Source organism: Helicobacter pylori, from assembly GCF_006440215.1.
GTDB classification, from domain to species: domain Bacteria; phylum Campylobacterota; class Campylobacteria; order Campylobacterales; family Helicobacteraceae; genus Helicobacter; species Helicobacter pylori_CS.
Genome location: NZ_VEZH01000001.1, coordinates 200361 through 223532, shown reverse-complemented (window position 1 = coordinate 223532; position 23172 = coordinate 200361). Strand labels below are relative to the sequence as shown.

Here is a 23172-nt window from a genome sequence, read left to right as displayed (position 1 = left end):
ACATTCAATTCAATAGAGGGAATTGCCTGCTCATATAAAAGATAAATCTCATGCCAATCGTAGCTACTGGTTGTAAAATACAAGTTTTGATTTAAAGCAAGCAGTGGTTAATCTCATAAAAAAAGCCCCCACTTCCCCCACTCCCTAGCTCTTTATGAAAAATTAAAATACCAACACGCCTTGCTTTTTGAAAGCGCTTGAGATTGAGAGCGAAGCGACCAAACCCCCATTAATGGCTCAAGCTTTTTGAAGCGAATTGATAAGCACAATATCGTAAAACCGCTAGCCTAACACCTAATGGCAAAGCGTTTTTAAACTCTATAAGAGCCTTGATTTTATTTCAAACCTCTAAAAGTTTCAAATAATACTCATAAGCTTCTTTAATGCCCTGCTCTAAAGGGATTTCTAATTCCCATTTTAAAGCCTTTTGTTTGGAAATATCCATAAGCTTTTGTTGCATGCCCACTGGTTTGGATAAATCCTTAACAAACACGCCCTTATAGTCTAAAACCTGAGCGACCATTTCATAATACTCTTCAATGCTGTAATCCACGCCAGAGCCAACATTCATCACGCTAGGGATTGAAGCGATATTCTCATAAGCTAGAGAAATGAACCTGGCTAAATCTTTAGCGTTTAGATATTCTCTCCTGGCCGTGCCATCGCCCCACATCACAAACTCTTTTTCATTTTTCAATTTAGCGGTGTGCATCCTAGCAATAAGCCCTGGTATCATGTGCGCTATTTTTTCTTCAAATTTGTCAAACTCGCCATAAAGGTTGCAAGGCACTAGGGTTTTATAAAAAACGCCCTTTTCAGCGCTCACATACTCGCAATACTTCATCACAGAGAGTTTGGCTAAAGCATAGCCCTCGTTGGTTGGCTCTAAAGAGCCGTTCAATAAATCGCTTTCTTTTAAAGGGTTAGGGGCGAATTTAGGATAAGCACAAGAGCTCGCTAGATTAATGGCTTTTTTAACGCCCAAATCCAAAGCGCTAGAAAAGAGGTACAAGCCCATCAGCAAATTCTCAACCATGTAAGTTGAAAGATCGTTCATGTTAGCGACAATGCCCCCCACTCTCCCGGCGCAATGGATAATGCCTGTAGGCTTGTATTCTTTCAAATAAGCTTGAACATTGTCTTTATCCAATAAATACAATTCGCTCTTTTTAGGGGTGAGTAAAGTAACATCAGGCTTATTTTTTTTAAAATACAACGCCGTGTTCTGCCCCACCATGCCATAAGCGCCGGTGATTAAAATAATCTCATTCATAAAAATTCCTTAAAATATAGCCCCCATCTTGCAAGTAAAGGTTTTTCTGGCATTCTTTTAAATCGTATTCTAACATGTCCTTAACCAACTCTTTTAAATCGTATTCCCTAACCCAGCCTAGCTCTTTTTCTGCCTTAGTGGGATCGCCTAAGAGCAAATCCACTTCAGTAGGCCTGAAATAACGCTCGTCTATGCGCACCACGATTTGGCCTTTTTTTAAATGGCTTAAGTTCAATTTTAAAGCGTTCGCTCTTTTTTCATCAACGCTTTTAATCAAACCGATTTCTTTAATCCCTATATTTTGAAATTCTAGATCAATACCGATAAATTCAAAGCTCATTTTCACAAAATCGCGCACGCTCGTGGTCTTTCCTGTCGCGATCACATAATCTTTGGGAATGGGCGCTTGGAGCATTAAATGCATCATTTTCACGTAATCTTTGGCATGCCCCCAATCTCTTTTAGCGTCTAAATTCCCTAAATACAAGCAATCCGTTAAGTTATACGCTATCGCGCTAGCGGCTCGTGTGATTTTACGGGTTACAAAAGTTTCGCCCCTTACTTTACTTTCATGGTTAAAGAGAATGCCATTAACCGCAAACAAGTTATAGGCCTCTCTGTAATTTTTGGTGATGTAAAAGGCATACATTTTAGCGACCGCATAGGGGCTTCGTGGGTTAAAGGGGGTGTTTTCATTTTGTGGGGTTTCTAAGACTTCGCCATACAATTCGCTCGTGCTGGCTTGATAAAATCGTGTTTTCTTTTCTAAACCTAAAATCCGCATGGCCTCTAAAATCCTTAGCGTGCCAATACCATCAGCGTTAGCGGTGTATTCTGGGGTTTCAAAAGAGACTTTCACATGGCTTTGAGCGGCTAAATTATAAATCTCTGTAGGCTTAGTGGTAGCGATTAGATGGATGAGGTTAGAGCTATCGGTCATATCCCCATAGTGTAAGAAAAAACACCTTTTATGATCGCTATGCAAATCTTCATACAGATGATCGATCCTAGAAGTGTTGATGCTAGAAGAGCGCCTTTTTAACCCATGCACTTCATAACCTAAATTGAGCAAGTATTCAGCCAGATAGCTCCCATCTTGCCCGGTAACCCCGGTGATTAAAGCGATTTTTTCTTTCATTATTTTTCCTTTATTAAATTTTCTTTATTAAATTTTTTCATTAGGCGTTTTGATTTTGTCTGCTAAAATCATCATCAATCCGCACAATATCGTCTTCGCCGACATACTCGCCCACTTGAACTTCTATGATGATTAAAGGGATTTTGCCGTAATTAGCCAGGCGGTGTAGGGTGTTTTTAGGGATATAAGTGGACTCATTAGCTTGCAATTCAAACGATTGGTGATCCAATTCCACGCTCGCCATCCCGCTAATCACCACCCAGTGTTCGCTCCTGTGGAAATGCTTTTGCAAAGAAAGCCTAGCGTTTGGTTTGACTTCTAAAATCTTAACCTTATAACAACCGCTCTCATGCAAGACTTCATAACTCCCCCAAGGGCGATAGACTTTAGTGTGCGTTTGCAACAATTCTTGGTTGTTTGTTTCTATCTCGCTCACTAGAGCTTTTAAATCTTTAGCCTTGTCTTTATGAGCGATTAAAAGAGCGTCTTTAGTGTCAATAATTGCTAAATTCTCAACGCCTAAAAGAGCGCTCACTTTATGAGAAAACACTAAATTATTTGCACTCTCTTTGGCAAAAATAGGCGTTTGATTCAGGCTGACATTTTCTTTAGACTCGTTAGCCACTTCTTCAAAAAGAGCGTTAAAATTCCCTAAATCGCTCCATTTGGCGTTTAATCCTACCATTTTGATTTTGTGGCTTTGTTGCATTAAAGCAATATCCACGCTCATGTCTTCTAAATCTTGCATGCTCTTTTCGCTCAAACGAGCGATCTTTTGTTCAAAAAAATGCGTGTTTTCTAACGATTCAAACGCTCTTTCGCACCCCTTTAAAATAGTAGGGGCATGCTTTTTCAATTCGTCTAAAAAAACGCCCGCTTGGAAAACAAACATGCCGCTATTGAAATAAAAACCCCCGCTTTTTTGAAGCTCTATCGCTTTTTCTAGGCTTGGCTTTTCAATGAAGCGCTTGACATCTAAACCATTAGGGCTTTCAATATACCCAAATTCCGTGTTGGGCTTTTCAATACTGATCCCAAAAGTGACTAAAAAGCCTTTTTGGGCTAAACCAACCGCTTTTTTGATTGCATTTTCATACGCTTGAAGGTCTTTAATCAAATGATCGCTTGGCGTAACGATGAGTAAATCTTCCCTCTCGCTCATTAAAGCGCTCAAAGCAATGGCGTTAGCGGTGTTTTTACTCAAGCTCTCTAATAAAAAACCCACGCTTTTGTTTTTAATTTCGCTTTCTATTTCTTCTAGGGCTAAAAAATAATGCTTTTCGTTGCACACAATGAGCGTTTCATCCACTAAAGAAGCGTTTCTTTTAAAACTCAATTTAAACAAGCTTTCATTGCCAAAAAGCTTTAAAAATTGCTTAGGGTATAGGCTACGGCTTAAAGGCCATAGGCGTTTGCCGCTCCCCCCACTCAGTAAGATATTTTTAACTTTCATGCGTTTTCTTGTTAGGCTCTCTTTTGTTTTTTAGGGTTATTATAGCGTTTTTAATCGGGCATTTTTGAGTTACTTCAAAAACTCAGCGATGACTTCATTCTCTCTAGGTATAGGAAAGAAGATGTCAGTATTGGGCGAAATGAAGACCCTACTCCCCTCTCTAACCACCACAATAGGAGCGATTTTGCTCTTGTCTCTTAAAATTTGATTGACCACTTGATTGATCCCCATGCCGCTTTGCCTCATCAATTGCAATAAAAGATAATCCCCAAAGAAATTGGTCACCTCTTCTTTATTGCCCCTGTTGTTTAAAGCCGAAGTGATCCCAATCAACAAGCCGTTAGTGAGCGTAGAAAGCAGTAACGGCACGCCATAGCGCTGGAAATTCCTTTCAATCAATTCCCCCACCAAGCCGTTATAGCCTTTAATGTCCGCCCCTTTAGCGTTAGTGAGCATGATATTGATGCCATGGGGGGTGATGATGCGGCTCCATACAATATCTAGGCGGTATTCGCCCATTTTGTTGTTGTTGCTGTAATAGCCTATGACTTTAGAACCTTTGGGGATCAAGACGGCCTTGCCCATGCTCGCAAAAATATCGCTCTCCACTTGCGCGATGACTTTACCAGCGATCTGGCTAGAAATAGGCGTGATGAGAAAGGCGGGTATCATCTTATCGGCTGTAATGGTGCGTAAAAGCTTGTTTTCATTAGTAGCGATGTCTTTTTCTTTAAGGTTAGTGAAACCATCAATGCCCTTAGGGTTATCCATGGGGAAAATCAGGTTTTCTTCGTAATTTTTAGGGCTTTGTTTGAAAGGGGTGATGCGAGCGGCTAATAAATCTAATTGCTTTGAAGAGAAGTCTTTTTTAGGAGGGGTTGTGTTTGCTTTTAAATCTATGGGAGGGTTAGTAAAAGTTTCTTCTTTAGAGTGGTTCATTTCTTTGGAATTTAGGGCTTTTAAAGCGGCTTTTAGCTGTTCTTGTAAGGCTTTGATGGTAGCGTCTTTAGAGCTTTCTGTGTTAGTTGGCTGTGGGTTTTGAGTGAAAGTGTAGTCTTGTAAGGGGTATTTCACCTCATCGTCATTCAAAAGATTGGGTTGGTTATTTAAGGGGGCTTTTGGCTTTTGATGGTAGATTAAAGAAATGGTTATAATCGTTGCAAAACCCCCCACAAAAACAAGCGCCCCCTTAATCCACTTATTCATCTTTACCCTTTTTGACAAAACGGATACACAAATAGTCCTTGCCCAGTCTTAAAGTCCATTTAGCCGAAACGTCTTCAGCGATAATGTAATCGCCCACAATCCTAGTATTCACCGGGTTATCATAGCCATCAACGACTTTATAAATCACCGGGAATTTAGAGAGCGCTAATTTTTTGTCAAATTTGAAATAAGTGAATTGCTTGTCGTTAAAGATTTCTTCAGGCATCAAAGAGGGTTTGGATTTTTTAGAACAAATCCCTAAACAATACCATTTCCTTTGAGAGCTTTTTAAAGCCCTATAGCCTTTTTGAATGTCTTTTTTAACGATTTTCATGGCGTTAGTGTTATCGCCAATAGTTATAGTCTCTTCTTCTTTGGTTTCTTCTTTTTCTTCTTTTAAGGGTTTGTTGTTTGTGGGGGCATTTTCAAGGGTATTTTCTTTATTTTCTTTATTTTGCGGCTTCATAAAAGCGTTGGAGTAATAGTTTTTATCTTCTATGAAAACCTGTAAATTAGGGTGTTTGGAGCTAGTGAAAGTGGTAGAAAACACATAGAAAGAAAAAATCTTATCCTCATTATCAATCACGCTGATATTAGAATCCACGCCAATTTGTAGGGGTTTGATGAGCAAAATGCGATCGTTACTTTCTAAGATTTTCGCATCAAAGCCCACCTTATCCCCTAAAACAAAATCGCTAATAGGTTTTGAAAAAAACAATAAGGTCGCCATCGCATAACGCAAGCGGATTTTATAAGTTTGCCCCTGAAAGTAATCAATGTTCAAAGTGTTGGACATTTTTGAGCGGTTTTTGTCAAAAAAGCTCCCTTGAATGGCGTTTAAATCCTGCATGGGGTGGTTTAAATTCGTTGGGGCTGTTTCGTTAGCTTCTTCTAAAAAATCATCGGCTCTTAAAGTGCTAAAAGCCAACAAAAAGCCCATGAGAGCGTATAAAACCTTACGCATCAATCGCCCCTATTAGTCGGCACGATTTCAGTGATGCTGTAGCGGGTGATTTTAAAGCCGGTAGGGTTTTTAGGCATGGAAGCGTAATCAAAATCCGGGGTGTCAAACAAATAACTCAGCACGATTTTATAACGCTTTTCATACACCAGCTTGTTTTCATTCATGAGTTTAGCGGCAATGGAGACGCTCGCAATGGGGTTATTGTCTTGCTGATAGATCGCAATATTGACGATATGGACTTCTCTTTCCAAATGGCTTTGCGCATAAATGCTGTTTTGCGTTTTAATCAAATCTTCAAAGCGTTGCCACACTTTAGAACTGCTTTGCAAGCGCACCAATTCATAGCGCGATTTATCGTCAATGCGGTTAATGCTCTCTCGGTTTAACACATACGCCCCTATAAGCGAACGAGCCAACGCTTCATTACCAGAAATGCTTTTATCCGCTCTTTGGATAATGGCGTAATGCTTGTCCTGGTTTAAAAAATCCACGAAATGGTGTTCGGTTTTTTGTAAGGGTAGAACACTGATTAACACGATCGCTAAAACAAGAGCGATAAAACTCATCAAACCTAAGAGTTTATAAGCGATTTTCAAGCGGTTCCTCTCCAGTCTAAACACGCTTTGCATGTCCAAATCATTCACCGAAAAACCAGAAAGCTTGTTTTCTAAATGCTTTTCTTGGTGGCTTAAAAGCTCTTCTAAATAGATCAATTGCTCGCTATTGAAAGGCTTTTCTTTCATGCGAGATTCAACCTGTTTTCATACAATGTGCAAGGGCTTTTTTTCATCTCATGCACCTTACTGGTGCAACCAAAAAACACAAGTCCCATAATAACAAAAAAAATTCTCATTAAATTCCTATTTATTTAAATTTCATTTTTTGTATTTATTGTATCCTTTTTAACCTTTTTTTGCTTGAAATTTGGGATTTTTACATCTAATTGAGTGGTTTCTACCTTAAATGTGGGGGAATGCGTTTCTTTTTCTTTAGAGACGCTTTCACTCCTAGAAGAAGAAACGCTAGAGGGAGCGGGTGGGGTCGTGATGTATTGTAAGGAATTGAGGGCGTTTTGGCTGAGATTAGCGCTCAAATTGGTGGCGAGTTTGTAAGTTTCTTTAAGGCTGTTTTGCACCCTAAACAAAGCGTTGATGAAAAAAGGCACGCCTATGATAAAAACGCAACACAAAAATAACGCTACCACCAACAAAAGGCTTAAGTCTTGTTTTTCTTGCATGTGAGCGTCTATTAAAGCCTTAGTAACCGACACATTCAAAAACCCCACCAGCAACAAAAAAGGCTTGTAAAACCCAAGAGCGAAGCATTTTTTTAGACACGCAACCACAACGCTCCTCCAGGTTTTAAAAAACCCAAACGCTAAAAACAGCACCCCTAAAGAGCACCACACATGCACTTCTAAGTACACTAAAATGATGATCGCAAACAGCACGCTCAAAAAAAGCCCTTGCAAAATGCTTAAAAAAAGCCACACAGACATTTCATTATGGCTCAAATCGCTGATAAAGCTAAGGGCATAAAAGCCATGATTAAAGATAAAATCTAAAGAAAGCGCATGGTTAGAAAAGTTACTCAAGCTTTGAGAGAGGCTTTGTGTGATCATGTTAGGCGCAATAAAAATAGCGTTTTGGAAAAATTCATAAAAATGCAAAGGATTTTTTAAAGTGTAGTTAAAAAGCGCAAAAAACCCCACAAACAATAACGCTTCTGTTAGCGTGCTAGCGCTGAAGAAATTCTGTTCTTTCAAACTCCTATAAGCAAAGAGCATGAACGCCAAAGCGACCACGCTATTAAACACCAATTGCGCATGCAAAGTGTAGAGAAAAAATTCAGCGAAACGCCCTAAAATCGCCGTGAGAGGCGTGATAAACCAAGAAAGAATGATCTCATAAGCGTCATTTTTCATCAATACTTCAACGGACTTTAATGTAAAATTCAAAGCCTTTACGCCAAACTAATAATTCAATTTTAGGCGCGCTTAACGCTTCTCTTAAAGCCTTCGGGTTAAACGCCACATTTTTACGATTCACCCACAAAATCCTATCCCCAAGCTTTAAAAAATCCAAGCCTTTGGGTAAATGACTGCCTATTTTAGTGATAATAAAACGCCTATCTAAAGCGATGCCATAGCGCTCTAAAAAAGTGTCTTTGAGCAAAAACCCCCCATAACGCTTATTGACTTTAAGCGTTACTTCTTTGGTTTTATGGTTTCGTTTGATTTTCACTTTTGCAAGGCTTTGGTATTTAAGATTGCTCACCACCCATTCAAACTCCGCTAACGAGTGGATCTTTTGATGGTTGATCGCTAGGATTTCATCGTTTTTTAAAAAAGGGTTTTTAGGGAAAAAGGGATCAAATTGCGCTATTACTAAACGCTTATTATATTCTTCTAAACGCACCCCAATATCCCCATAATAAGGCTCTTGCTGGTTTAAAAAACGCTTGATAAATTTCGTTTCTATAAAGCCATTCCCCCCTACCCCTAGCCCTAACATTTGATAGCAAATATTGCTGATAACGCCATTTTTTTGAATCTTTTGTGAAATTTGAGCGTAGTGCTCATAGCCTTTTTGCTTGAAAAGCAATCGCACTTCTAGGGCTTCTTTATCCCCTACACTGGCCATTGGCCTTATCAGGGCGTCTTTGTCTAAATCCCTTAAGGTATAAAAATACTCGCTTGGTGCGCTTTGCAACAAATACAACCCTACAAAGGGATCGGATTTGATGACTTTGGCGTGTTTGGGGTAGGTTTTGGAATAATACAAATACACGCCTTTAGGTAATTCTTTTAAAGCCACGCCCCCTTTTTGAAGGCTCGCTTTTTTAAAAAAAGCCTGACAATGCTTGAAATCATAAGCCCCTAAGCCATTCAAAAAAAACCATAGAACGATAAGGGCTTTGCAAAACATCACAATTTAGCAAAATTCCCCAGCATATTAAAAGCTAAATTTTTTCGGTTTTCTTCTACGGCTTTATACCCGTCATTCAAAGCGCTCATCAAATAGATTTGCATCGCTTCTTTATCTTCTAACAGGCTGTCATCAATTTGCAAATCCACTAACTCCCCCACCCCATTAAAACTCACGCTCACCATTCCCCCACCGCTTTTGGAAGTGTGGATCGTGGTTTTATTCTTTTCTTCTAGTTGGGAAAACTCTTTTTTCATGCCGTCTAATAACCCGCCCAATTGGCTAAAATCCATCTCTAACCCCTTATTTTTCTAAAATTTCATTCTTTTCATCCACTAGCACGATGCATGGCTTGTGCCCGTTGATTTCATCTTCATTCATGCTCGCATAAGCTAAAATGATCACCACATCACCTATGGCTACTTTTCTGGCCGCTGCGCCATTGACGCAAATTTCGCCCCTTTTTTTCCCTAAAATCACATAGGTACTGAAGCGTTCGCCGTTATTGACATCCACGATTTCTACTTTCATGCCCTCTCTGAGCTTAGCGAACTTGGCTAAATCCTCATCTATGGTGATCGAGCCTACGTAATTGAGATTAGCGTCTGTGATAGTAGCCCTATGGATTTTACTATAAAGCATTTCAAAAGTCATTTTCTTTCACCTTTTGCAAGCACTTGATTTCTTTTAAAACCAATTGGTTTTTTTCTAGCAAGCAAGCGATCTTACAAGGTTTTTTAAGCGATTGCAAGAGCAGTATATCGCTTAATCTAGTTTTGATTTCATTATGAATGATTTTTTTAATTTCCCTCGCTCCTAAAGTCGTTTGGTAGCTTTTTTGCGCGATGAATTTCACAACTTCTTTATGGAATTTTAAGGTTATGTCTTGCTCTAGCGCTAGGGCTTTTAATTTGTCTAATTCCACAGAAACAATGCGTTCAAAATCCTCCAAACTGAGCGCATTAAACGGCACGATCGCATCAATCCTGGAGCGTAATTCAGGGGTCAAAAGCTCTTTAACGGCTTTATCATACTTGGTATTTTTAGCGCTAAAAAACCCTAGCGTGTCCTTATCCTTACTCCCCACATTTGAAGTCATAATCAAAATCACATGCTTAAAACTCGCCTGATTGCCTAAATTATCGCTCAAAGTGGCGTTATCCATCACTTGCAACAACAAATCATACACATTAGAATGGGCTTTTTCTATTTCATCTAAAAGCAGCAAACAATGCGGGTGTTTTTTAATCGCATTCACCAATAACCCCCCTTGCTCAAACCCCACATAACCGCTAGGACTCCCGATGAGCTTTGCCACGCTATGGGCCTCTTTGTATTCGCTCATGTCAAAGCGTTCAAAATGCAAATTCAAATTCAAGGCCAGCTCTTTAGCCAATTCTGTTTTCCCCACCCCACTAGACCCCACGAATAAAAAGCTCCCCACAGGCTTATTTTTTGCAGAAAGCCCGCAATACTGGATTTTAATCGCATTGCTGACAAGATTGATCGCTTCGGTTTGGGCAAAAATCTTATTTTTAAGCGATTTTTCCAAGTTCCTTAAAAGAGCTTTTTTATCGCTGCTCAAACGCATTTTAGGGATTTTAAGCTTGAGAGCGAGCGTTTCTTTCACGTCATCAACGCCGATTTTTTTGCCCTTTTTAGGGCTGATTTTTTTCCTCGATCCCACCTCATCTAATAATTCAATCGCTTTATCCGGCAAGAATTTATCATGCATGTAATCACTCGTTAAATCCACGCATGCCTTAAACACGCTCTCATCATAACGCACCTGGTGGTGTTCTTCATAAAGGGGAGCGATCTTTTTTAAAATCAAGTAACACGCTTCTTTAGAAGGCTCTTCAACTTTTATGACTGAAAAGCGCCTATTAAAAGCCTTGTCTTTTTCAAACACGCTGCGGTATTCTTCAAAAGTGGTCGCCCCTAAACATTTCAAGCTCCCATCCGTTAAAACCGGTTTTAATATATTCGCCGCATCCAAGCTCCCAGCGTTACTGCTCCCTGCACCTAAAAGGGTGTGGATTTCATCAATGAATAAAATGATGCGGCCGTTTTCTTGGATTTCTTTGAGCGTTTTTTTCAAGCGTTTTTCAAAATCCCCTCTGTATTTTGCTCCAGCCACCATTAAAGCCAAATCCAAAGAATAGACTTCATATTCTTGCAAAAACTCCGGCACTTCTTTTTGAGTGATTTTTAAAGCCAAAGCTTCAGCGATGGAGGTTTTCCCTACACCCGCTTCGCCAATTAAAAGCGGGTTATTCTTTTTTCTGCGCCCTAAAATTTCTATCACTCTTAAAATCTCTTCTTCTCTGCCAATGACTGGATCTAAAGCGTTGTCTTGGGCTAAAGCGCTCAAATTTTTAGCGTATTTTTTTAGGGGAGTGTTTTTGGGTGCTTCTTCATTATCATTAATGTCATTAGGAATACCATGGTTATCCAAATCCAATAAAGCAGGATTAGAATACAAACGAGCGATGCCAAAACTATCCATGAGTTTTGAAGCATAACAATCGGGGTGATCCAGCATTAAAATAAGCAATTCTTCCACGCCCACGCTCTCAAAACCACTCGCATACATTCTTTTAAGCATTCTTAATAGCACAAAACTCCTAGCAGGCATTTTGGCTGGATCGCTCTTTAAAGGCACATATTGCAACAAATAGTCTTTAAGGATTTGTTTTAATTTATCATAGTCATCTCTTTCTAAAGTGCCAATAATCTTTTCCCCGCTCTCATGTTCTAAAATGACTAGTAGCACATGCTCTGTGGTGCAAAGGGCGTGGTTAAGATCCAGGGCTAAATTTAAAGCTTGGTTTAGAACTTCATTGAGATCTTGATTGAATTTAGCCATTATTTTATCTCTTCTACCAATAATTTTAAAGGGAGATCTAGCTCTCTGGCTTTATCCCTAACCCATGCTGCCCTATGCCTGGCAATATCATAAGGATAGACGCCACAAACCCCCTCGCCATCACGATGGATGCTTGATGTGAGGGCTTTGGCCTCCTCTAAAGACTTGTCAAAAAAATCTCTTAAAGCAGAGATCACAAATTCCGCTGTCGTAATGGGGTCATCAACCATGATCACTTGCGCCATGGTGGGGGTGGGTATGTTATACATTTTCATGCCGCTTATCCATGCTACTTGGCTACTTGGCGATCACAACAGGGATACTGGATTGTTCAACCAAGCTATTTTGGTGCGAAATGAACAAACGATACAACAAATTAGACTCGCTCGCCCCGATCAATAACAAATCATAATCCTTAGCCATTTCTAAAACCACATCAATCAAATCGCCGCTTTTTAGAACGCTCTCGCACTCTATGTTTTCTTTTTTGAAAGCGTCTTCAAATTGCTTTAACAAAGCCTTAGCTTTTTCTTCTTCTAAGGCTTCTGTCTGGCCGTAATCCATCATTCCGCTTTCGCTATAAATAAACACTTCCATGCTCACATGCAACAAGGTGAAACGGACCTCTTTAAGCGAATGGGCTAATTTGACAGCGAATTTAATAGCGTTATAACATTCTTGCGTGTCGCTAATCCCAAATAAAATATTCATAAGAACCAACCTTAAATGAAGTTTTGGTATTATACCAAATAAACCCTAATGACCCGCTGAAAGCTCAAAGATAAAGCGTTATAATCTCGCTTAAAGAAAAGGACACAAAATGCTATTGAATTACGACTTTTTAGAATTTGTTGATGATGAACCTAAAAGACACACTTCTTTGACAAGTATGATTGATAAGGCTATGGCGGACAAGAAATTAGCTAGACAAAATAAACCTAGAGTAAAGATAAAAGACAATTTATCTTTAAGAGCGACATTAGATGCGTTTGGTGAGGAACTCTCACGACTTAAAAGAGAACAAAACACAGAGACTATTAAAGGCTCTACCATTGAGAGCGCTAATCTCAATAGCATTGTCAATAAAATTAAAAGCGGACTACCTTTTGGGACTATCTCTGCGTTTAGACCTTTTAAAGACGCTTTTATTAAAGACTTTACTGAAAAGGAACGAGAATTATTGATAGAAGCTTATAAGAGCGGTTATAAGGCATCTCAATTAGACAAAGTAGCTAAAAATTGGAATAACGACCCTAACCCCATAGACGCTTCTTATCTTGCTGATGCCTTTTTGAGAGAGTATAGGACTATCGCTCTTAAACTATCCACAGCATTAGGTAAGTCTTTTGTTAGTAAATTCTTAAACCCTAAAAGTGAAACCACAATGAAAGACCTTATGTCTAGTAAAGAATTTGTTGAGAGATACCGCTACACTCAAAAAGACAATATGGAAAGGACACAACAGCTAAAAAGACTATTGGATAATAAGAGAGACTTCATTGGTTATATTCAAGTAATCGGTTATTGGAAAGACAATCTCGAGGACGCCCTAATACCTGATAAAGAGACTAGCTTTTTTGTGTTTGTCAATGAACCTAGTAGCACATTTTATTTAAGAAACCATTTGTTATTATGGGCGAGACAATTCAATCAAGCGGCGATTTGTTATTGTCAAAATAGTGTCTATAATAATAAAGACAGATATTATGTGGAATTGGTAAGTGCTGAACCAAAGAGATTTGGTAAGGTAGATGCTAAATTCACCGACATCACATTCTCTATCCCTAAAGAATTACCACACTCTCTCACAAGATTACAGAACAAAGTCTATACATTCTTTGAGAAAAACCCTGAAAAAGACAATTATGGTATAGCTTTTAAAGACATTGTCAAGACACAAATCAAAGCAACTTATATGCCCCACAATATTGGCAACCTTACAGACACATTTGAAAATGAAATTAAAGGATTTATTAAAAGGACACAAAGTAGGGTTCGTGCGTATGGGTATCCAAAGACTTTCAATATTGATGAGATAGAAAATTGGGAGCAACAAGCAATTAAAACAAGAGAACAACGAAAATGCGCTATGAGTAAAAGCTTTAAAGCAAGCTACAACCACAACATTAAAGTCAATAACCTTGTTAAAGCTATGCGACAAGGCAAAAAAGTGAGTAGGACATTGATTGCTAAAGTGCTTGCTAACACCATAGACACCGATGCGGGTTATTGCTTTATTTCACCGACAGATTTAGCGACACAACTTAACAACATCAGCCCTAGACTATCTAAAAGCATCGTTACCGCCATAGAGCAAGCAGAGGGCGTTAGACTATCGTATGCGTTAATTGACAAGATTACCTACAATTCGCTCCACAATATCTTAAGTTTCATTTTTGATATTGATAACCCTTTAAGCGACCAATCGTTAAACCAATTGGTAATTGAAGTCCCAAGAGAAGCACTAAAAAATGTGAAGTTACCACAAATCAAAAATGTATTGACCGCTCAAATCTTTGAGGGCGCTTACCACTTTAAAAGTTAAACCATGCTCTTTATCAGCGCGACTAACACTAATGCCGGCAAAACCACATGCGCTAGGCTATTAGCCCAGTATTGCAACGCTTGTGGCGTTAGAACGATTCTATTAAAGCCCATTGAAACGGGCGTTAATGATGCGACCAACCCCTTTAGCGACGCGCATCTATTCTTGCAAGATAACCGCCTTTTAGATCGCTCTTTAACCTTAAAAGACATTTCATTCTATCGTTACGCTAAAGCTTCAGCCCCCCTCATCGCCCAACAAGAAGAAAACCAAAACGCCCCCATTGACACCAATCATTTAATCCAACGCCTCCAAAATTTCACCAAAACTTACGATTTAGTCATCGTTGAAGGGGCTGGGGGGCTATGCGTGCCTATCACTTTAGAAGAAAACATGCTGGATTTTGCCCTAAAATTAAAAGCCAAAATGCTTGTGATTAGCCATGACAATTTGGGCTTGATTAATGATTGTTTGCTGAATGATTTTTTATTGAAATCCCACCAATTGGATTATAAAATCGCTATCAATTTGAGAGAAAACAACACCGCTTTTCACAGCATCAGTTTGCCCTATATTGAGCTTTTTAACGAACGCTCCAATAACCCCATTGTGGTTTTCCAACAAAGCCTAAAAGATTTAATGAGCTTTGCTCTTAAATAAAGTGCAGACAGAACGCGCACTGATAAAAAAGCCCACTAACAGCAAAGCGTATAAAATCCAGCTAAAAATGGGTTTTGAAATGTCAGCACTCTCTTTTAAGGGCTTTAAAAAAATCACATTAGGGAACATGTTAAACAAATTGATCCGCCAGCCATAGTATTGCACCTCCACTTGCTGGTTGACTAAACTTTGAGCGAGGGCTGAAATATCAGCCGAATTAAACTTAAAATAAAAAGGGAAGCCAAAGCGCGTGTCTTCGTTACGATAAACGGTTACGCTTTTTTTATCCTTAGGGTCGTAAGTTTGCACAAAATAGACATCTCTAGCAAGGGTTTTTACTTCCTTATTATTGGGCGTGTTTTCATTTTCATTCATTCTTTTGACTTCCACCCCGCTAATAACAGCCGCACTATAATGAGGCATGCAATAGCTCACTAAAAGCATGAGCACTAAAAAGATCGCTGTTAAAATGAACAAAACTACATTACGCACAAATTTTATCAACTTCATTCCTTATGATAGTATTAGCCTTTTTTCGCATTCAAACACCAGAGCTTAAAAAACGCTCTTTCACATGTTTTCAATCATCACGCTAGCGAATTCAGAGCATTTCACTTCTTTAGCCCCATCCATCAAACGAGCGAAATCATAAGTTACTTTCTTGCTTTTAATCGCTTTTTCCATAGCAGAGACGATCAAATCAGCCGCTTCCACCCAACCCATATGCCTTAACATCATTTCCGCGCTCAAAATAATAGACCCCGGATTGACTTTATCCAGCCCAGCGTATTTAGGAGCGGTGCCATGGGTGGCTTCAAACATGCCCACTGTGTCATTGAGATTAGCCCCAGGAGCGATACCAATGCCCCCCACCATCGCCGCTAACGCATCAGAGATATAATCCCCGTTCAAATTCATGGTCGCAATGACGCTGTATTCGCTAGGGCGTAAGAGGATTTGTTGCAAGAACGCGTCAGCGATCATGTCTTTAATGATGATTTCTTTACCGGTTTTAGGGTTTTTCAAAGAACACCATGGGTCTTTATCAATGACTTGAGCGTTAAATTCTTTTTGAGCGAGCGCATAGCCCCATTTCATGAACGCCCCTTCGGTGTATTTCATGATGTTACCTTTATGCACAAAAGTGACGCTTGGCTTGTCGTTATCAATAGCGTATTCAATCGCTTTTCTCACTAGCCTCTCTGTGCCTTCCTTACTAATGGGTTTTACCCCTATGCCGCTGCTTTCAGGGAAGCGGATCTTTTTAACCTTTAATTCATTTTGTAAAAAATGGATGAGTTTTTTCGCTTCCGCGCTGCCTTCTTGCCATTCAATGCCCGCATAAATGTCTTCAGAATTTTCTCTAAAAATCACCATATCCACTTTTTGTGGTTCTTTAACCGGACTCGGACTCCCATACCACCTTACCGGTCTCAAGCACACATACAGATCCATTTTTTGGCGTAACGCTACATTCAAAGATCTAAACCCCTCACCAATAGGCGTGGTCAAAGGCCCTTTAATAGAAACTTTATAATGGTTGATCGCTTCAATAGTGTCCGGTAACAGCCATTGCTCTTCTGGGCTTAATTCTTTGTGATCTTTAAATTTTTGATAGCATTTTTCGCCCACAAACACCTCATACCATGCGATTTTTTTCTCGCCTTTATACGCTTTTTGAACCGCGCTATCCACGACTTTAATCATCGCAGGGGTAATATCCGATCCAATGCCATCGCCCTCAATGAAAGGGATAATGGGGTGGTTTGGCACATGCAATTTCCCATCTCTAATTGTAATTTCTTCGCCCTCTTTAGGCTTTTGTAAAATTTTAGGGTTGTAAGCCATCTCTTTGTCCTTTTTGTAAAATTTGAGTAACTATACTAGCGCAAAAATACTATATAACCCCTAAAAATCTTTTTTTTGAATGCGTGTTTAAAAGTAGCGGTTGGAAATAACTTGAAAAAACGCAATGTTTTTAAAAAGAAATCATTTAATTTTTTGGCTTATAATGGAGTGCTGTCATTCTAAAAACTTAAGGAAGTCAAATGTCTGTTACTTTAATCAATAATGAAAATAATGAACGCTATGAATTTGAAACGATTGAAAGCACTCGTGGGCCTAAAGCGGTGGATTTTTCCAAGCTTTTTGAAACGACCGGGTTTTTTTCTTACGATCCAGGGTATTCTTCCACCGCCGGGTGCAAATCCACGATAAGCTATGTCAATGGCAAAAAAGGCGAATTGTATTACAGAGGGCATAGAATAGAAGATTTAGTCGCCAAATACAAATATGTAGATGTGTGCAAATTGCTCCTCACAGGGGAATTGCCCAAGAATCAAGAAGAAAGCTTGGAGTTTGAATTGGAATTGCGCCACAGAAGTTTTATACATGAGAGCTTGTTAAACATGTTTTCAGCTTTCCCCACTAACGCCCACCCTATGGCGAAACTCTCTAGCGGCGTGTCTATTTTATCCACCCTTTATTCCACGCACCAAAACATGCACACTGAAGAAGATTACCAGACTATGGCCAGAAGGATTGTCGCTAAAATCCCCACGCTTGCGGCTATTTGCTATCGTAATGAAGTGGGAGCGCCCATCATTTATCCGGATATTGCGCGCTCTTATGTGGAAAATATCCTTTTCATGCTGAGAGGGTATCCTTACAGCCGTTTAAAACACACCACTCAAGGCGAAGTGGGAATCACGCCCCTAGAAATAGAAGCCTTTGATAAAATCCTAACCTTGCACGCTGATCACAGCCAAAACGCCTCTTCTACCACGGTAAGGAATGTCGCTAGCACCGGCGTGCATCCTTATGCCGCCATTAGTGCGGGTATTAGCGCTTTATGGGGGCATTTGCATGGTGGGGCGAATGAAAAAGTGCTTTTACAATTAGAAGAAATTGGCGATGTGAAAAATGTGGATAAATATATCGCACGAGTGAAAGACAAAAACGACAGTTTCAAACTCATGGGCTTTGGGCATAGGGTGTATAAAAGCTACGATCCGCGCGCAAAAATCTTAAAAGGCTTGAAAGACGAACTGCACCAAAAAGGCGTTAAAATGGACGAGAGGTTGAGCGAAATCGCTGCGAAAGTGGAAGAAATCGCGCTAAAAGACGAGTATTTCATTGAAAGGAATCTCTACCCTAATGTGGATTTCTACTCCGGCACGATTTTAAGGGCTTTAAAAATCCCGGTGCGTTTTTTCACGCCGGTGTTTGTCATTGGCCGAACCGTGGGCTGGTGCGCTCAGCTTTTAGAGCATGTCAAAAGCCCGCAAGCTAGGATCACGCGCCCAAGACAAGTCTATGTAGGGGATTAAGGCTTTGTTTGAATAAAGCGTGATTAGAGCGTTGGTTAAGCTTTAAGAAACGCTTCAAAGCCTTGTTTAAAAGAATGGGCGTTTCGTACCAAGCAAGCAAATCCATCAATAACCGTATGCAAACGCCCCCAAACTCAAGGATAACTCCACTTTTACAAACAAACCCTTGAGTCGGGAATGATTGCAAAACACTTCTCTTAAGAAAATTTAAGAAATCATTCTTACAATTTAAGAAATCATTCTTGCAACAAACCCAAAACAATCCAAGTTAAAACCCCCTTTTTGATAGCTACCCCTATTCAAATAACCTCATTTCTTTTAAAATGACCTTTATTGGTTTAATATTTGTTTAGAAACACCACAAAAACCTTTTTTTTTTTTTTGAAAGGGTAAAAACGCCCAATTAATATCAAAATCCCATTAATTTATACTATATTAACGAAAGCTTGCGGTATGTTCTTACTTAAAGACACACTTCCGCAAGGTTTACGGACAAAATCAATCTTATTTCAAGTCATAAAAGGAGAAAACATGAAGAAAAAATTTCTGTCATTAACCTTAGGTTCGCTTTTAGTTTCCACTTTAAGCGCTGAAGACAACGGCTTTTTTGTGAGCGCGGGTTATCAAATCGGTGAATCCGCTCAAATGGTGAAAAACACTAAAGGCATTCAAGATCTTTCGGATAGTTATGAAAGATTGAACAATCTTTTAACGAATTATAGCGTCCTAAACACTCTTATTAGGCAGTCCGCCGACCCTAACGCTATCAATAACGCAAGGGGCAATTTGAACGCGAGCGCGAAGAATTTAATCGATTATAAAAAGAATTCCCCGGCGTATCAAGCGGTGCTTTTAGCCTTAAACGCAGTGGTAGGGTTTTGGAATAGTATCGCTTGGAATGTGCAATGCGGAGGTTATACTGAAGCAAATGGAGTGAAAACAACAGGCAGTGAAACCTTTAACAACCAACCGGGACACAGTTCAGATCACATTACTTGTGGTGGTAGTGGTCTAGATCCGTATAAAGCCGGAATCAGTGGTCCTCTATCCATTGAAAACTTTAAAAAACTCAATGAAGCTTATCAAATCATTCAAACGGCTTTTAAGGGCAATCCTAAAGAAGGGCTTCCCGTTTTGAGTAACACAAATACAACAATGGAAGTCAAAATAATCACAAAAAATAATAATAGTCAAAATCAAAATACTAATGAGACTAAGAATGTTACTAATAATGCCCACAATCTTTTAACTCAAGCTCAAACGATAATGAATGTTCTCACGCAAAATTGCCCATGGGTCAATAACAGAGAGGGTGAATTAGGCGGTGCGTCGTGGAGCATTAAAAAAGGTGGGAATGCGTGTCAGATTTTTGACACTGAAATCAGTGCGATTCAAGACATGATCAAAAACGCTACAATAGTCGTAGAGCAATCCAAAATCGTTGCTGCAAACGCGCAAAACCAGCACAACCTGGACACCGGGAAAACCTTCAACCCCTATAAAGACGCCAACTTCGCCCAAAGCATGTTCGCTAACGCCAAAGCGCAAGCGGAGATTTTAAACCGCACCCAACAAGTGGTGAAGGACCTTGAAACTATTTCTCAAACCTTTAGAGATGAATTTTTGGCATCATGCTATAAGCCCTATAATGGTGGCACATACGGCACACCGCTAGGCACAGTAACTAAAGACACCTTCGCTACAGGCTGCGCGTATGTGGGAGAGACCTTAACGAGTCTAAAAGACAGCATCGCTCATTTTGGCACTCAAGCCGAGCAAATCCATAACGCGCGCAACCTCGCCTACACTTTAGCGAATTTCAGCGGCCAGTATAAAAAGCTAGGCGAAATTATGACAGCATCACAGCAGCGCTCTCTAGCTTGCCTGACGCTCAATCTTTACAAAATGTGGTGAGCAAAAAGACTAACCCTAACAGCCCGCAAGGCATACAGGATAACTACTACATTGACTCCAACATCCATTCTCAAGTGCAATCCAGGAGTCAGGAACTTGGCAGTAACCCTTTCAGACGCGCCGGTTTAATCGCCGCTTCTACCACCAATAACGGCGCGATGAATGGGATCGGCTTTCAAGTGGGCTATAAGCAATTCTTTGGGAAAAACAAACGATGGGGCGCAAGATACTACGGCTTTGTGGATTACAACCACACCTATAATAAATCCCAATTTTTCAACGCTTCTTCTGATGTTTGGACTTATGGCGTGGGGAGCGATTTGTTAGTGAATTTCATCAACGATAAAGCCACTAAACACAATAAGATTTCTTTTGGCGCGTTTGGCGGTATCCAACTAGCGGGGACTTCATGGCTTAATTCTCAGTTCGTGAATTTAGCGAATGTGAACAATTACTATAAAGCTAAAATCAACACCTCTAACTTCCAATTCTTATTCAATCTGGGCTTAAGGACCAATCTCGCCAGGAATAAGAGGAGAGGCGCTGACCATAGCACGCAACATGGCATGGAATTAGGCGTGAAGATCCCCACGATCAACACGAATTACTATTCTTTGCTAGGCACTACCTTGCAATACAGAAGGCTTTATAGCGTGTATCTCAACTATGTGTTTGCTTACTAAAAGCTTAAAACTCCCTTTTTAAGGGATTTCTTTTTTAAACCCTCTTTTTAGGGGGTTTAATCTTTTTACGCTGACTTCCCACTCGCTTTTTAACTTTTCATAAAGCTTTTATTTTTCTAAACTTTTTTAATTTTTTCCACCAAACAAAGTTTTTTGACTTCAAGCGTTAATCACAAAAAATACTCAAAGGCGTTTTTTACAATCTAAATAAAAATCAGCGTTATTCAAGCGATCCTTTTTATAACCCAATGAAAACGCCCCAAAGTCAAGGACAAACCCACCCACAAGCAAACCCCTAAGCTTTTTAGGCTTAGGGAACGCTCTTAGAAATCAGCGTTTCATCAAAAACACTACCTTAAACCAAGAAAAAGAAATTTCAAGGCATAATCGTTTGAAAGAGCGTTTGCTATTTTTACGCTTCCCACTTTTAGCTTCATGGCATGCTTTCTTATTTGCCCCACACCCTAACTATGGGGCGTGGTGAAATCCTACAACAAACACGCTTTAAAACTCTTAAATGCAACCACCCTAAAAAAAGCACTTTCCACTTTAAAATAAACCATAAAATCCCCATACCTACGGTATAATCCTAAGATCGATTGATTTTAGGGGCGTGTTTGGCATCATTATTCCATCTGAAGTTTTTAAAACCCCTGAGTTGTCTGCAAGCCGGTTTGCTCTATAGTCTTATTTTTGGCGTTTTATACCATTTCCCTTTGTTCGCTTATGTCTATAAAGAAAGCAACCAAGTCAGTTTTATAGCCATGATGGTTGTGGTGCTTTTTTGCGTTAATGGCGCTCTTTTTTTGGGATTAGGTTTGATCTCTATTCATTTGATGCGCCTAAGTGCGATGGTTTTTAGTTGGCTCAATTCCATCGCTTTCTATTTCATTAGCGCTTATAAGGTGTTTTTAAATAAGAGCATGATGGGTAATGTCTTAAACACCAATACGCATGAGATTTTAGGCTTTTTGAGCGTTAAGTTATTCATTTTTATCGTTGTTTTTGGGGTGTTGCCTGGCTATGTCATCTATAAAATCCCCCTTAAAAATTCTTCTAAAAAAGCGCCCTTTTTAGCGATCTTAGCGTTAGTGTTTATCTTTATCGCTAGCGCTTTAGCTAACGCTAAAAATTGGCTGTGGTTTGACAAGCATGCGAAATTCATAGGGGGCTTAATCTTGCCCTTCGCTTATAGCGTGAACGCTTTTAGAGTGAGCGCTCTTAAATTTTTCGCCCCCACTATCAAGCCGCTCCCTCTTTTTTCGCCCAATCATTCCAATTCGTTTGTGGTGCTGGTCATTGGCGAAAGCGCTAGGAAGCACAATTACGCCCTTTATGGCTATCAAAAACCCACCACCCCAAGATTAAGCAAGCGTTTAGCCGATAACGAACTCACTCTTTTCAACGCCACTTCTTGCGCCACTTACACGACAGCGAGTTTGGAATGCATTTTAGATTCTTCTTTTAAAAACAACGCCTATGAAAATTTGCCAACTTACTTGACTAAAGCCGGTATCAAAGTCTTTTGGTATAGTGCGAATGACGGCGAAAAGAATGTTAAGGTTACAAGCTATCTTAAAAACTATGAATTGATTCAAAAATGCTCCAATTGTGAAGCGATCGCTCCTTATGATGAATCCTTACTCTATAATTTGCCTAACCTTTTAAAAGAACACTCTAATGAAAATGTCTTACTCATCTTACACCTTGCCGGCTCGCATGGCCCCAACTACGACAACAAAGTGCCTTTAAATTTTAGGGTGTTTAAGCCCTATTGCTCAAGCGCCGATCTGTCTTCTTGCTCCAAAGAAAGCCTGATTAACGCCTATGACAACACCATTTTTTACAACGACTATCTGCTAGACAAAATCATTAGCATGCTCAAAAACGCCAAACAGCCCGCCTTAATGATCTATTTAAGCGATCATGGCGAGAGTTTGGGCGAAGAAGCGTTCTATTTGCATGGCATTCCTAAAAGCATCGCCCCCAAAGAACAATACGAGATCCCCTTTATTGTTTATGCCAACGATCTTTTTAAAGAGAAGCATTCCATCATTCAAACCCAAACCCCCATTAATCAAAACGTTATTTTCCATAGCATTTTAGGGGTGTTTTTGGATTTTAAAAACCCTGGTGCTGTTTATCGCCCTTCTTTAGACCTGCTTAAACACAAAAAAGAGTAAAATAACACTCATGAAAAAATTCTTATTT

General features: G+C 39.7%; 20 protein-coding genes and 1 pseudogene. 5 read left to right on the top strand and 16 right to left on the bottom strand.

Translation table 11 applies throughout. From position 1 onward, the window contains the following. Nucleotides 1-340 precede the first annotated feature (340 nt). From FIM44_RS01100 to FIM44_RS01035, 14 genes are all read right to left on the bottom strand, one after another. Complete coding sequence (locus FIM44_RS01100) at nucleotides 341-1273, bottom strand: GDP-L-fucose synthase family protein (RefSeq protein WP_140578646.1); 933 nt, start codon at nucleotides 1271-1273, stop codon at nucleotides 341-343. Further along, on the bottom strand, nucleotides 1266-2411 hold the full coding sequence (gmd, locus tag FIM44_RS01095; protein ID WP_140578644.1) for a GDP-mannose 4,6-dehydratase: 1146 nt from the start codon (nucleotides 2409-2411) through the stop codon (nucleotides 1266-1268). The genes FIM44_RS01100 and gmd overlap by 8 nt, the downstream gene beginning before the upstream one ends. A 40-nt stretch (nucleotides 2412-2451) precedes the next feature. Continuing rightward, complete coding sequence (locus tag FIM44_RS01090) at nucleotides 2452-3864, bottom strand: mannose-1-phosphate guanylyltransferase/mannose-6-phosphate isomerase (protein WP_140578642.1); 1413 nt, start codon at nucleotides 3862-3864, stop codon at nucleotides 2452-2454. Between the two features lie 69 nt (nucleotides 3865-3933). Next, nucleotides 3934-5070 carry a DNA type IV secretion system protein ComB10 gene (locus tag FIM44_RS01085; RefSeq protein WP_140578640.1) on the bottom strand — a complete coding sequence of 379 codons (1137 nt, stop codon included), beginning with the start codon at nucleotides 5068-5070 and terminating at the stop codon, nucleotides 3934-3936. Beyond that, nucleotides 5063-6034: a TrbG/VirB9 family P-type conjugative transfer protein gene (locus FIM44_RS01080; RefSeq protein ID WP_140578638.1), complete on the bottom strand. Its 972-nt coding sequence runs from the start codon at nucleotides 6032-6034 to the stop codon at nucleotides 5063-5065. The genes FIM44_RS01085 and FIM44_RS01080 overlap by 8 nt, the downstream gene beginning before the upstream one ends. After that, on the bottom strand, nucleotides 6034-6777 hold the full coding sequence (locus FIM44_RS01075) for a VirB8 family type IV secretion system protein (RefSeq protein ID WP_140578636.1): 744 nt from the start codon (nucleotides 6775-6777) through the stop codon (nucleotides 6034-6036). The genes FIM44_RS01080 and FIM44_RS01075 overlap by 1 nt, the downstream gene beginning before the upstream one ends. Further along, complete coding sequence (locus tag FIM44_RS01070) at nucleotides 6774-6887, bottom strand: hypothetical protein (protein WP_001217873.1); 114 nt, start codon at nucleotides 6885-6887, stop codon at nucleotides 6774-6776. Before FIM44_RS01070 ends, FIM44_RS01075 begins: the two co-directional genes overlap by 4 nt. 15 nt (nucleotides 6888-6902) lie before the next feature. Beyond that, nucleotides 6903-7958, bottom strand: coding sequence for a type IV secretion system protein (locus FIM44_RS01065; protein ID WP_140578634.1), 1056 nt, complete (start codon nucleotides 7956-7958; stop codon nucleotides 6903-6905). A gap of 7 nt (nucleotides 7959-7965) precedes the next feature. After that, a complete protein-coding gene (locus FIM44_RS01060; protein ID WP_140578632.1) occupies nucleotides 7966-8961 on the bottom strand; it encodes a PDZ domain-containing protein in 996 nt (331 codons plus the stop codon). After that, nucleotides 8961-9254 carry a YbaB/EbfC family nucleoid-associated protein gene (locus tag FIM44_RS01055; protein WP_000347921.1) on the bottom strand — a complete coding sequence of 98 codons (294 nt, stop codon included), beginning with the start codon at nucleotides 9252-9254 and terminating at the stop codon, nucleotides 8961-8963. Before FIM44_RS01055 ends, FIM44_RS01060 begins: the two co-directional genes overlap by 1 nt. Before the next feature lie 10 nt (nucleotides 9255-9264). Continuing rightward, nucleotides 9265-9615, bottom strand: a complete 351-nt coding sequence (panD, locus tag FIM44_RS01050) for an aspartate 1-decarboxylase (RefSeq protein WP_121294108.1) — start codon at nucleotides 9613-9615, stop codon at nucleotides 9265-9267. Continuing rightward, complete coding sequence (locus FIM44_RS01045) at nucleotides 9605-11830, bottom strand: AAA family ATPase (protein ID WP_140578630.1); 2226 nt, start codon at nucleotides 11828-11830, stop codon at nucleotides 9605-9607. The genes panD and FIM44_RS01045 overlap by 11 nt, the downstream gene beginning before the upstream one ends. After that, nucleotides 11830-12105 carry an ATP-dependent Clp protease adaptor ClpS gene (locus FIM44_RS01040; RefSeq protein WP_000784907.1) on the bottom strand — a complete coding sequence of 92 codons (276 nt, stop codon included), beginning with the start codon at nucleotides 12103-12105 and terminating at the stop codon, nucleotides 11830-11832. The genes FIM44_RS01045 and FIM44_RS01040 overlap by 1 nt, the downstream gene beginning before the upstream one ends. A gap of 22 nt (nucleotides 12106-12127) precedes the next feature. Beyond that, on the bottom strand, nucleotides 12128-12541 hold the full coding sequence (locus FIM44_RS01035) for a universal stress protein (RefSeq protein WP_001023008.1): 414 nt from the start codon (nucleotides 12539-12541) through the stop codon (nucleotides 12128-12130). A gap of 109 nt (nucleotides 12542-12650) precedes the next feature. On the opposite strand from FIM44_RS01035, the gene FIM44_RS01030 reads away from it, so the two are divergent. Further along, the gene (locus FIM44_RS01030; RefSeq protein ID WP_140578628.1) at nucleotides 12651-14375 is read left to right on the top strand and encodes a hypothetical protein; all 1725 of its coding nucleotides are present in this window, start codon (nucleotides 12651-12653) and stop codon (nucleotides 14373-14375) included. A gap of 3 nt (nucleotides 14376-14378) precedes the next feature. Beyond that, nucleotides 14379-15035: a dethiobiotin synthase gene (gene bioD, locus FIM44_RS01025; protein ID WP_052936673.1), complete on the top strand. Its 657-nt coding sequence runs from the start codon at nucleotides 14379-14381 to the stop codon at nucleotides 15033-15035. Here bioD and FIM44_RS01020 read toward each other — a convergent pair. Together FIM44_RS01020 and icd are read right to left on the bottom strand one after the other, a co-directional pair. After that, nucleotides 15012-15539 carry a DUF1523 family protein gene (locus tag FIM44_RS01020; protein ID WP_162979250.1) on the bottom strand — a complete coding sequence of 176 codons (528 nt, stop codon included), beginning with the start codon at nucleotides 15537-15539 and terminating at the stop codon, nucleotides 15012-15014. The genes bioD and FIM44_RS01020 overlap by 24 nt on opposite strands. 66 nt (nucleotides 15540-15605) lie before the next feature. Then, nucleotides 15606-16883 (bottom strand): isocitrate dehydrogenase (NADP(+)), encoded by a 1278-nt coding sequence (icd, locus tag FIM44_RS01015; protein ID WP_140578626.1) that lies wholly within the window; start codon nucleotides 16881-16883, stop codon nucleotides 15606-15608. 200 nt (nucleotides 16884-17083) lie between these two features. Here icd and FIM44_RS01010 point away from each other — a divergent pair, with 200 nt between their 5' ends. From FIM44_RS01010 to eptA, 3 genes and pseudogenes are all read left to right on the top strand, one after another. Then, on the top strand, nucleotides 17084-18364 hold the full coding sequence (locus tag FIM44_RS01010; RefSeq protein WP_140578624.1) for a citrate synthase: 1281 nt from the start codon (nucleotides 17084-17086) through the stop codon (nucleotides 18362-18364). Between the two features lie 531 nt (nucleotides 18365-18895). Beyond that, nucleotides 18896-20961 (top strand): annotated as a pseudogene (gene sabA, locus FIM44_RS01005) (Hop family adhesin SabA/HopD). A gap of 617 nt (nucleotides 20962-21578) precedes the next feature. Then, nucleotides 21579-23144: a phosphoethanolamine--lipid A transferase EptA gene (gene eptA / locus FIM44_RS00990; RefSeq protein WP_140578622.1), complete on the top strand. Its 1566-nt coding sequence runs from the start codon at nucleotides 21579-21581 to the stop codon at nucleotides 23142-23144. Nucleotides 23145-23172 lie beyond the last annotated feature (28 nt).

Bases quoted from the DNA above. Each gene is read 5' to 3' on its own strand.
- FIM44_RS01060 (WP_140578632.1), bottom strand. From the start codon at position 8,961: ATGTTTTGCAAAGCCCTTATCGTTCTATGGTTTTTTTTGAATGGCTTA.
- panD (WP_121294108.1), bottom strand. From the start codon at position 9,615: ATGACTTTTGAAATGCTTTATAGTAAAATCCATAGGGCTACTATCACA.
- icd (WP_140578626.1), bottom strand. From the start codon at position 16,883: ATGGCTTACAACCCTAAAATTTTACAAAAGCCTAAAGAGGGCGAAGAA.
- FIM44_RS01040 (WP_000784907.1), bottom strand. From the start codon at position 12,105: ATGAAAATGTATAACATACCCACCCCCACCATGGCGCAAGTGATCATG.
- FIM44_RS01035 (WP_001023008.1), bottom strand. From the start codon at position 12,541: ATGAATATTTTATTTGGGATTAGCGACACGCAAGAATGTTATAACGCT.
- FIM44_RS01100 (WP_140578646.1), bottom strand. From the start codon at position 1,273: ATGAATGAGATTATTTTAATCACCGGCGCTTATGGCATGGTGGGGCAG.
- FIM44_RS01010 (WP_140578624.1), top strand. From the start codon at position 17,084: ATGTCTGTTACTTTAATCAATAATGAAAATAATGAACGCTATGAATTT.
- FIM44_RS01080 (WP_140578638.1), bottom strand. From the start codon at position 6,034: ATGCGTAAGGTTTTATACGCTCTCATGGGCTTTTTGTTGGCTTTTAGC.
- FIM44_RS01065 (WP_140578634.1), bottom strand. From the start codon at position 7,958: ATGAAAAATGACGCTTATGAGATCATTCTTTCTTGGTTTATCACGCCT.
- bioD (WP_052936673.1), top strand. From the start codon at position 14,379: ATGCTCTTTATCAGCGCGACTAACACTAATGCCGGCAAAACCACATGC.
- FIM44_RS01075 (WP_140578636.1), bottom strand. From the start codon at position 6,777: ATGAAAGAAAAGCCTTTCAATAGCGAGCAATTGATCTATTTAGAAGAG.
- FIM44_RS01055 (WP_000347921.1), bottom strand. From the start codon at position 9,254: ATGGATTTTAGCCAATTGGGCGGGTTATTAGACGGCATGAAAAAAGAG.
- FIM44_RS01030 (WP_140578628.1), top strand. From the start codon at position 12,651: ATGCTATTGAATTACGACTTTTTAGAATTTGTTGATGATGAACCTAAA.
- gmd (WP_140578644.1), bottom strand. From the start codon at position 2,411: ATGAAAGAAAAAATCGCTTTAATCACCGGGGTTACCGGGCAAGATGGG.
- FIM44_RS01070 (WP_001217873.1), bottom strand. From the start codon at position 6,887: ATGAGAATTTTTTTTGTTATTATGGGACTTGTGTTTTTTGGTTGCACC.
- FIM44_RS01085 (WP_140578640.1), bottom strand. From the start codon at position 5,070: ATGAATAAGTGGATTAAGGGGGCGCTTGTTTTTGTGGGGGGTTTTGCA.
- FIM44_RS01045 (WP_140578630.1), bottom strand. From the start codon at position 11,830: ATGGCTAAATTCAATCAAGATCTCAATGAAGTTCTAAACCAAGCTTTA.
- FIM44_RS01090 (WP_140578642.1), bottom strand. From the start codon at position 3,864: ATGAAAGTTAAAAATATCTTACTGAGTGGGGGGAGCGGCAAACGCCTA.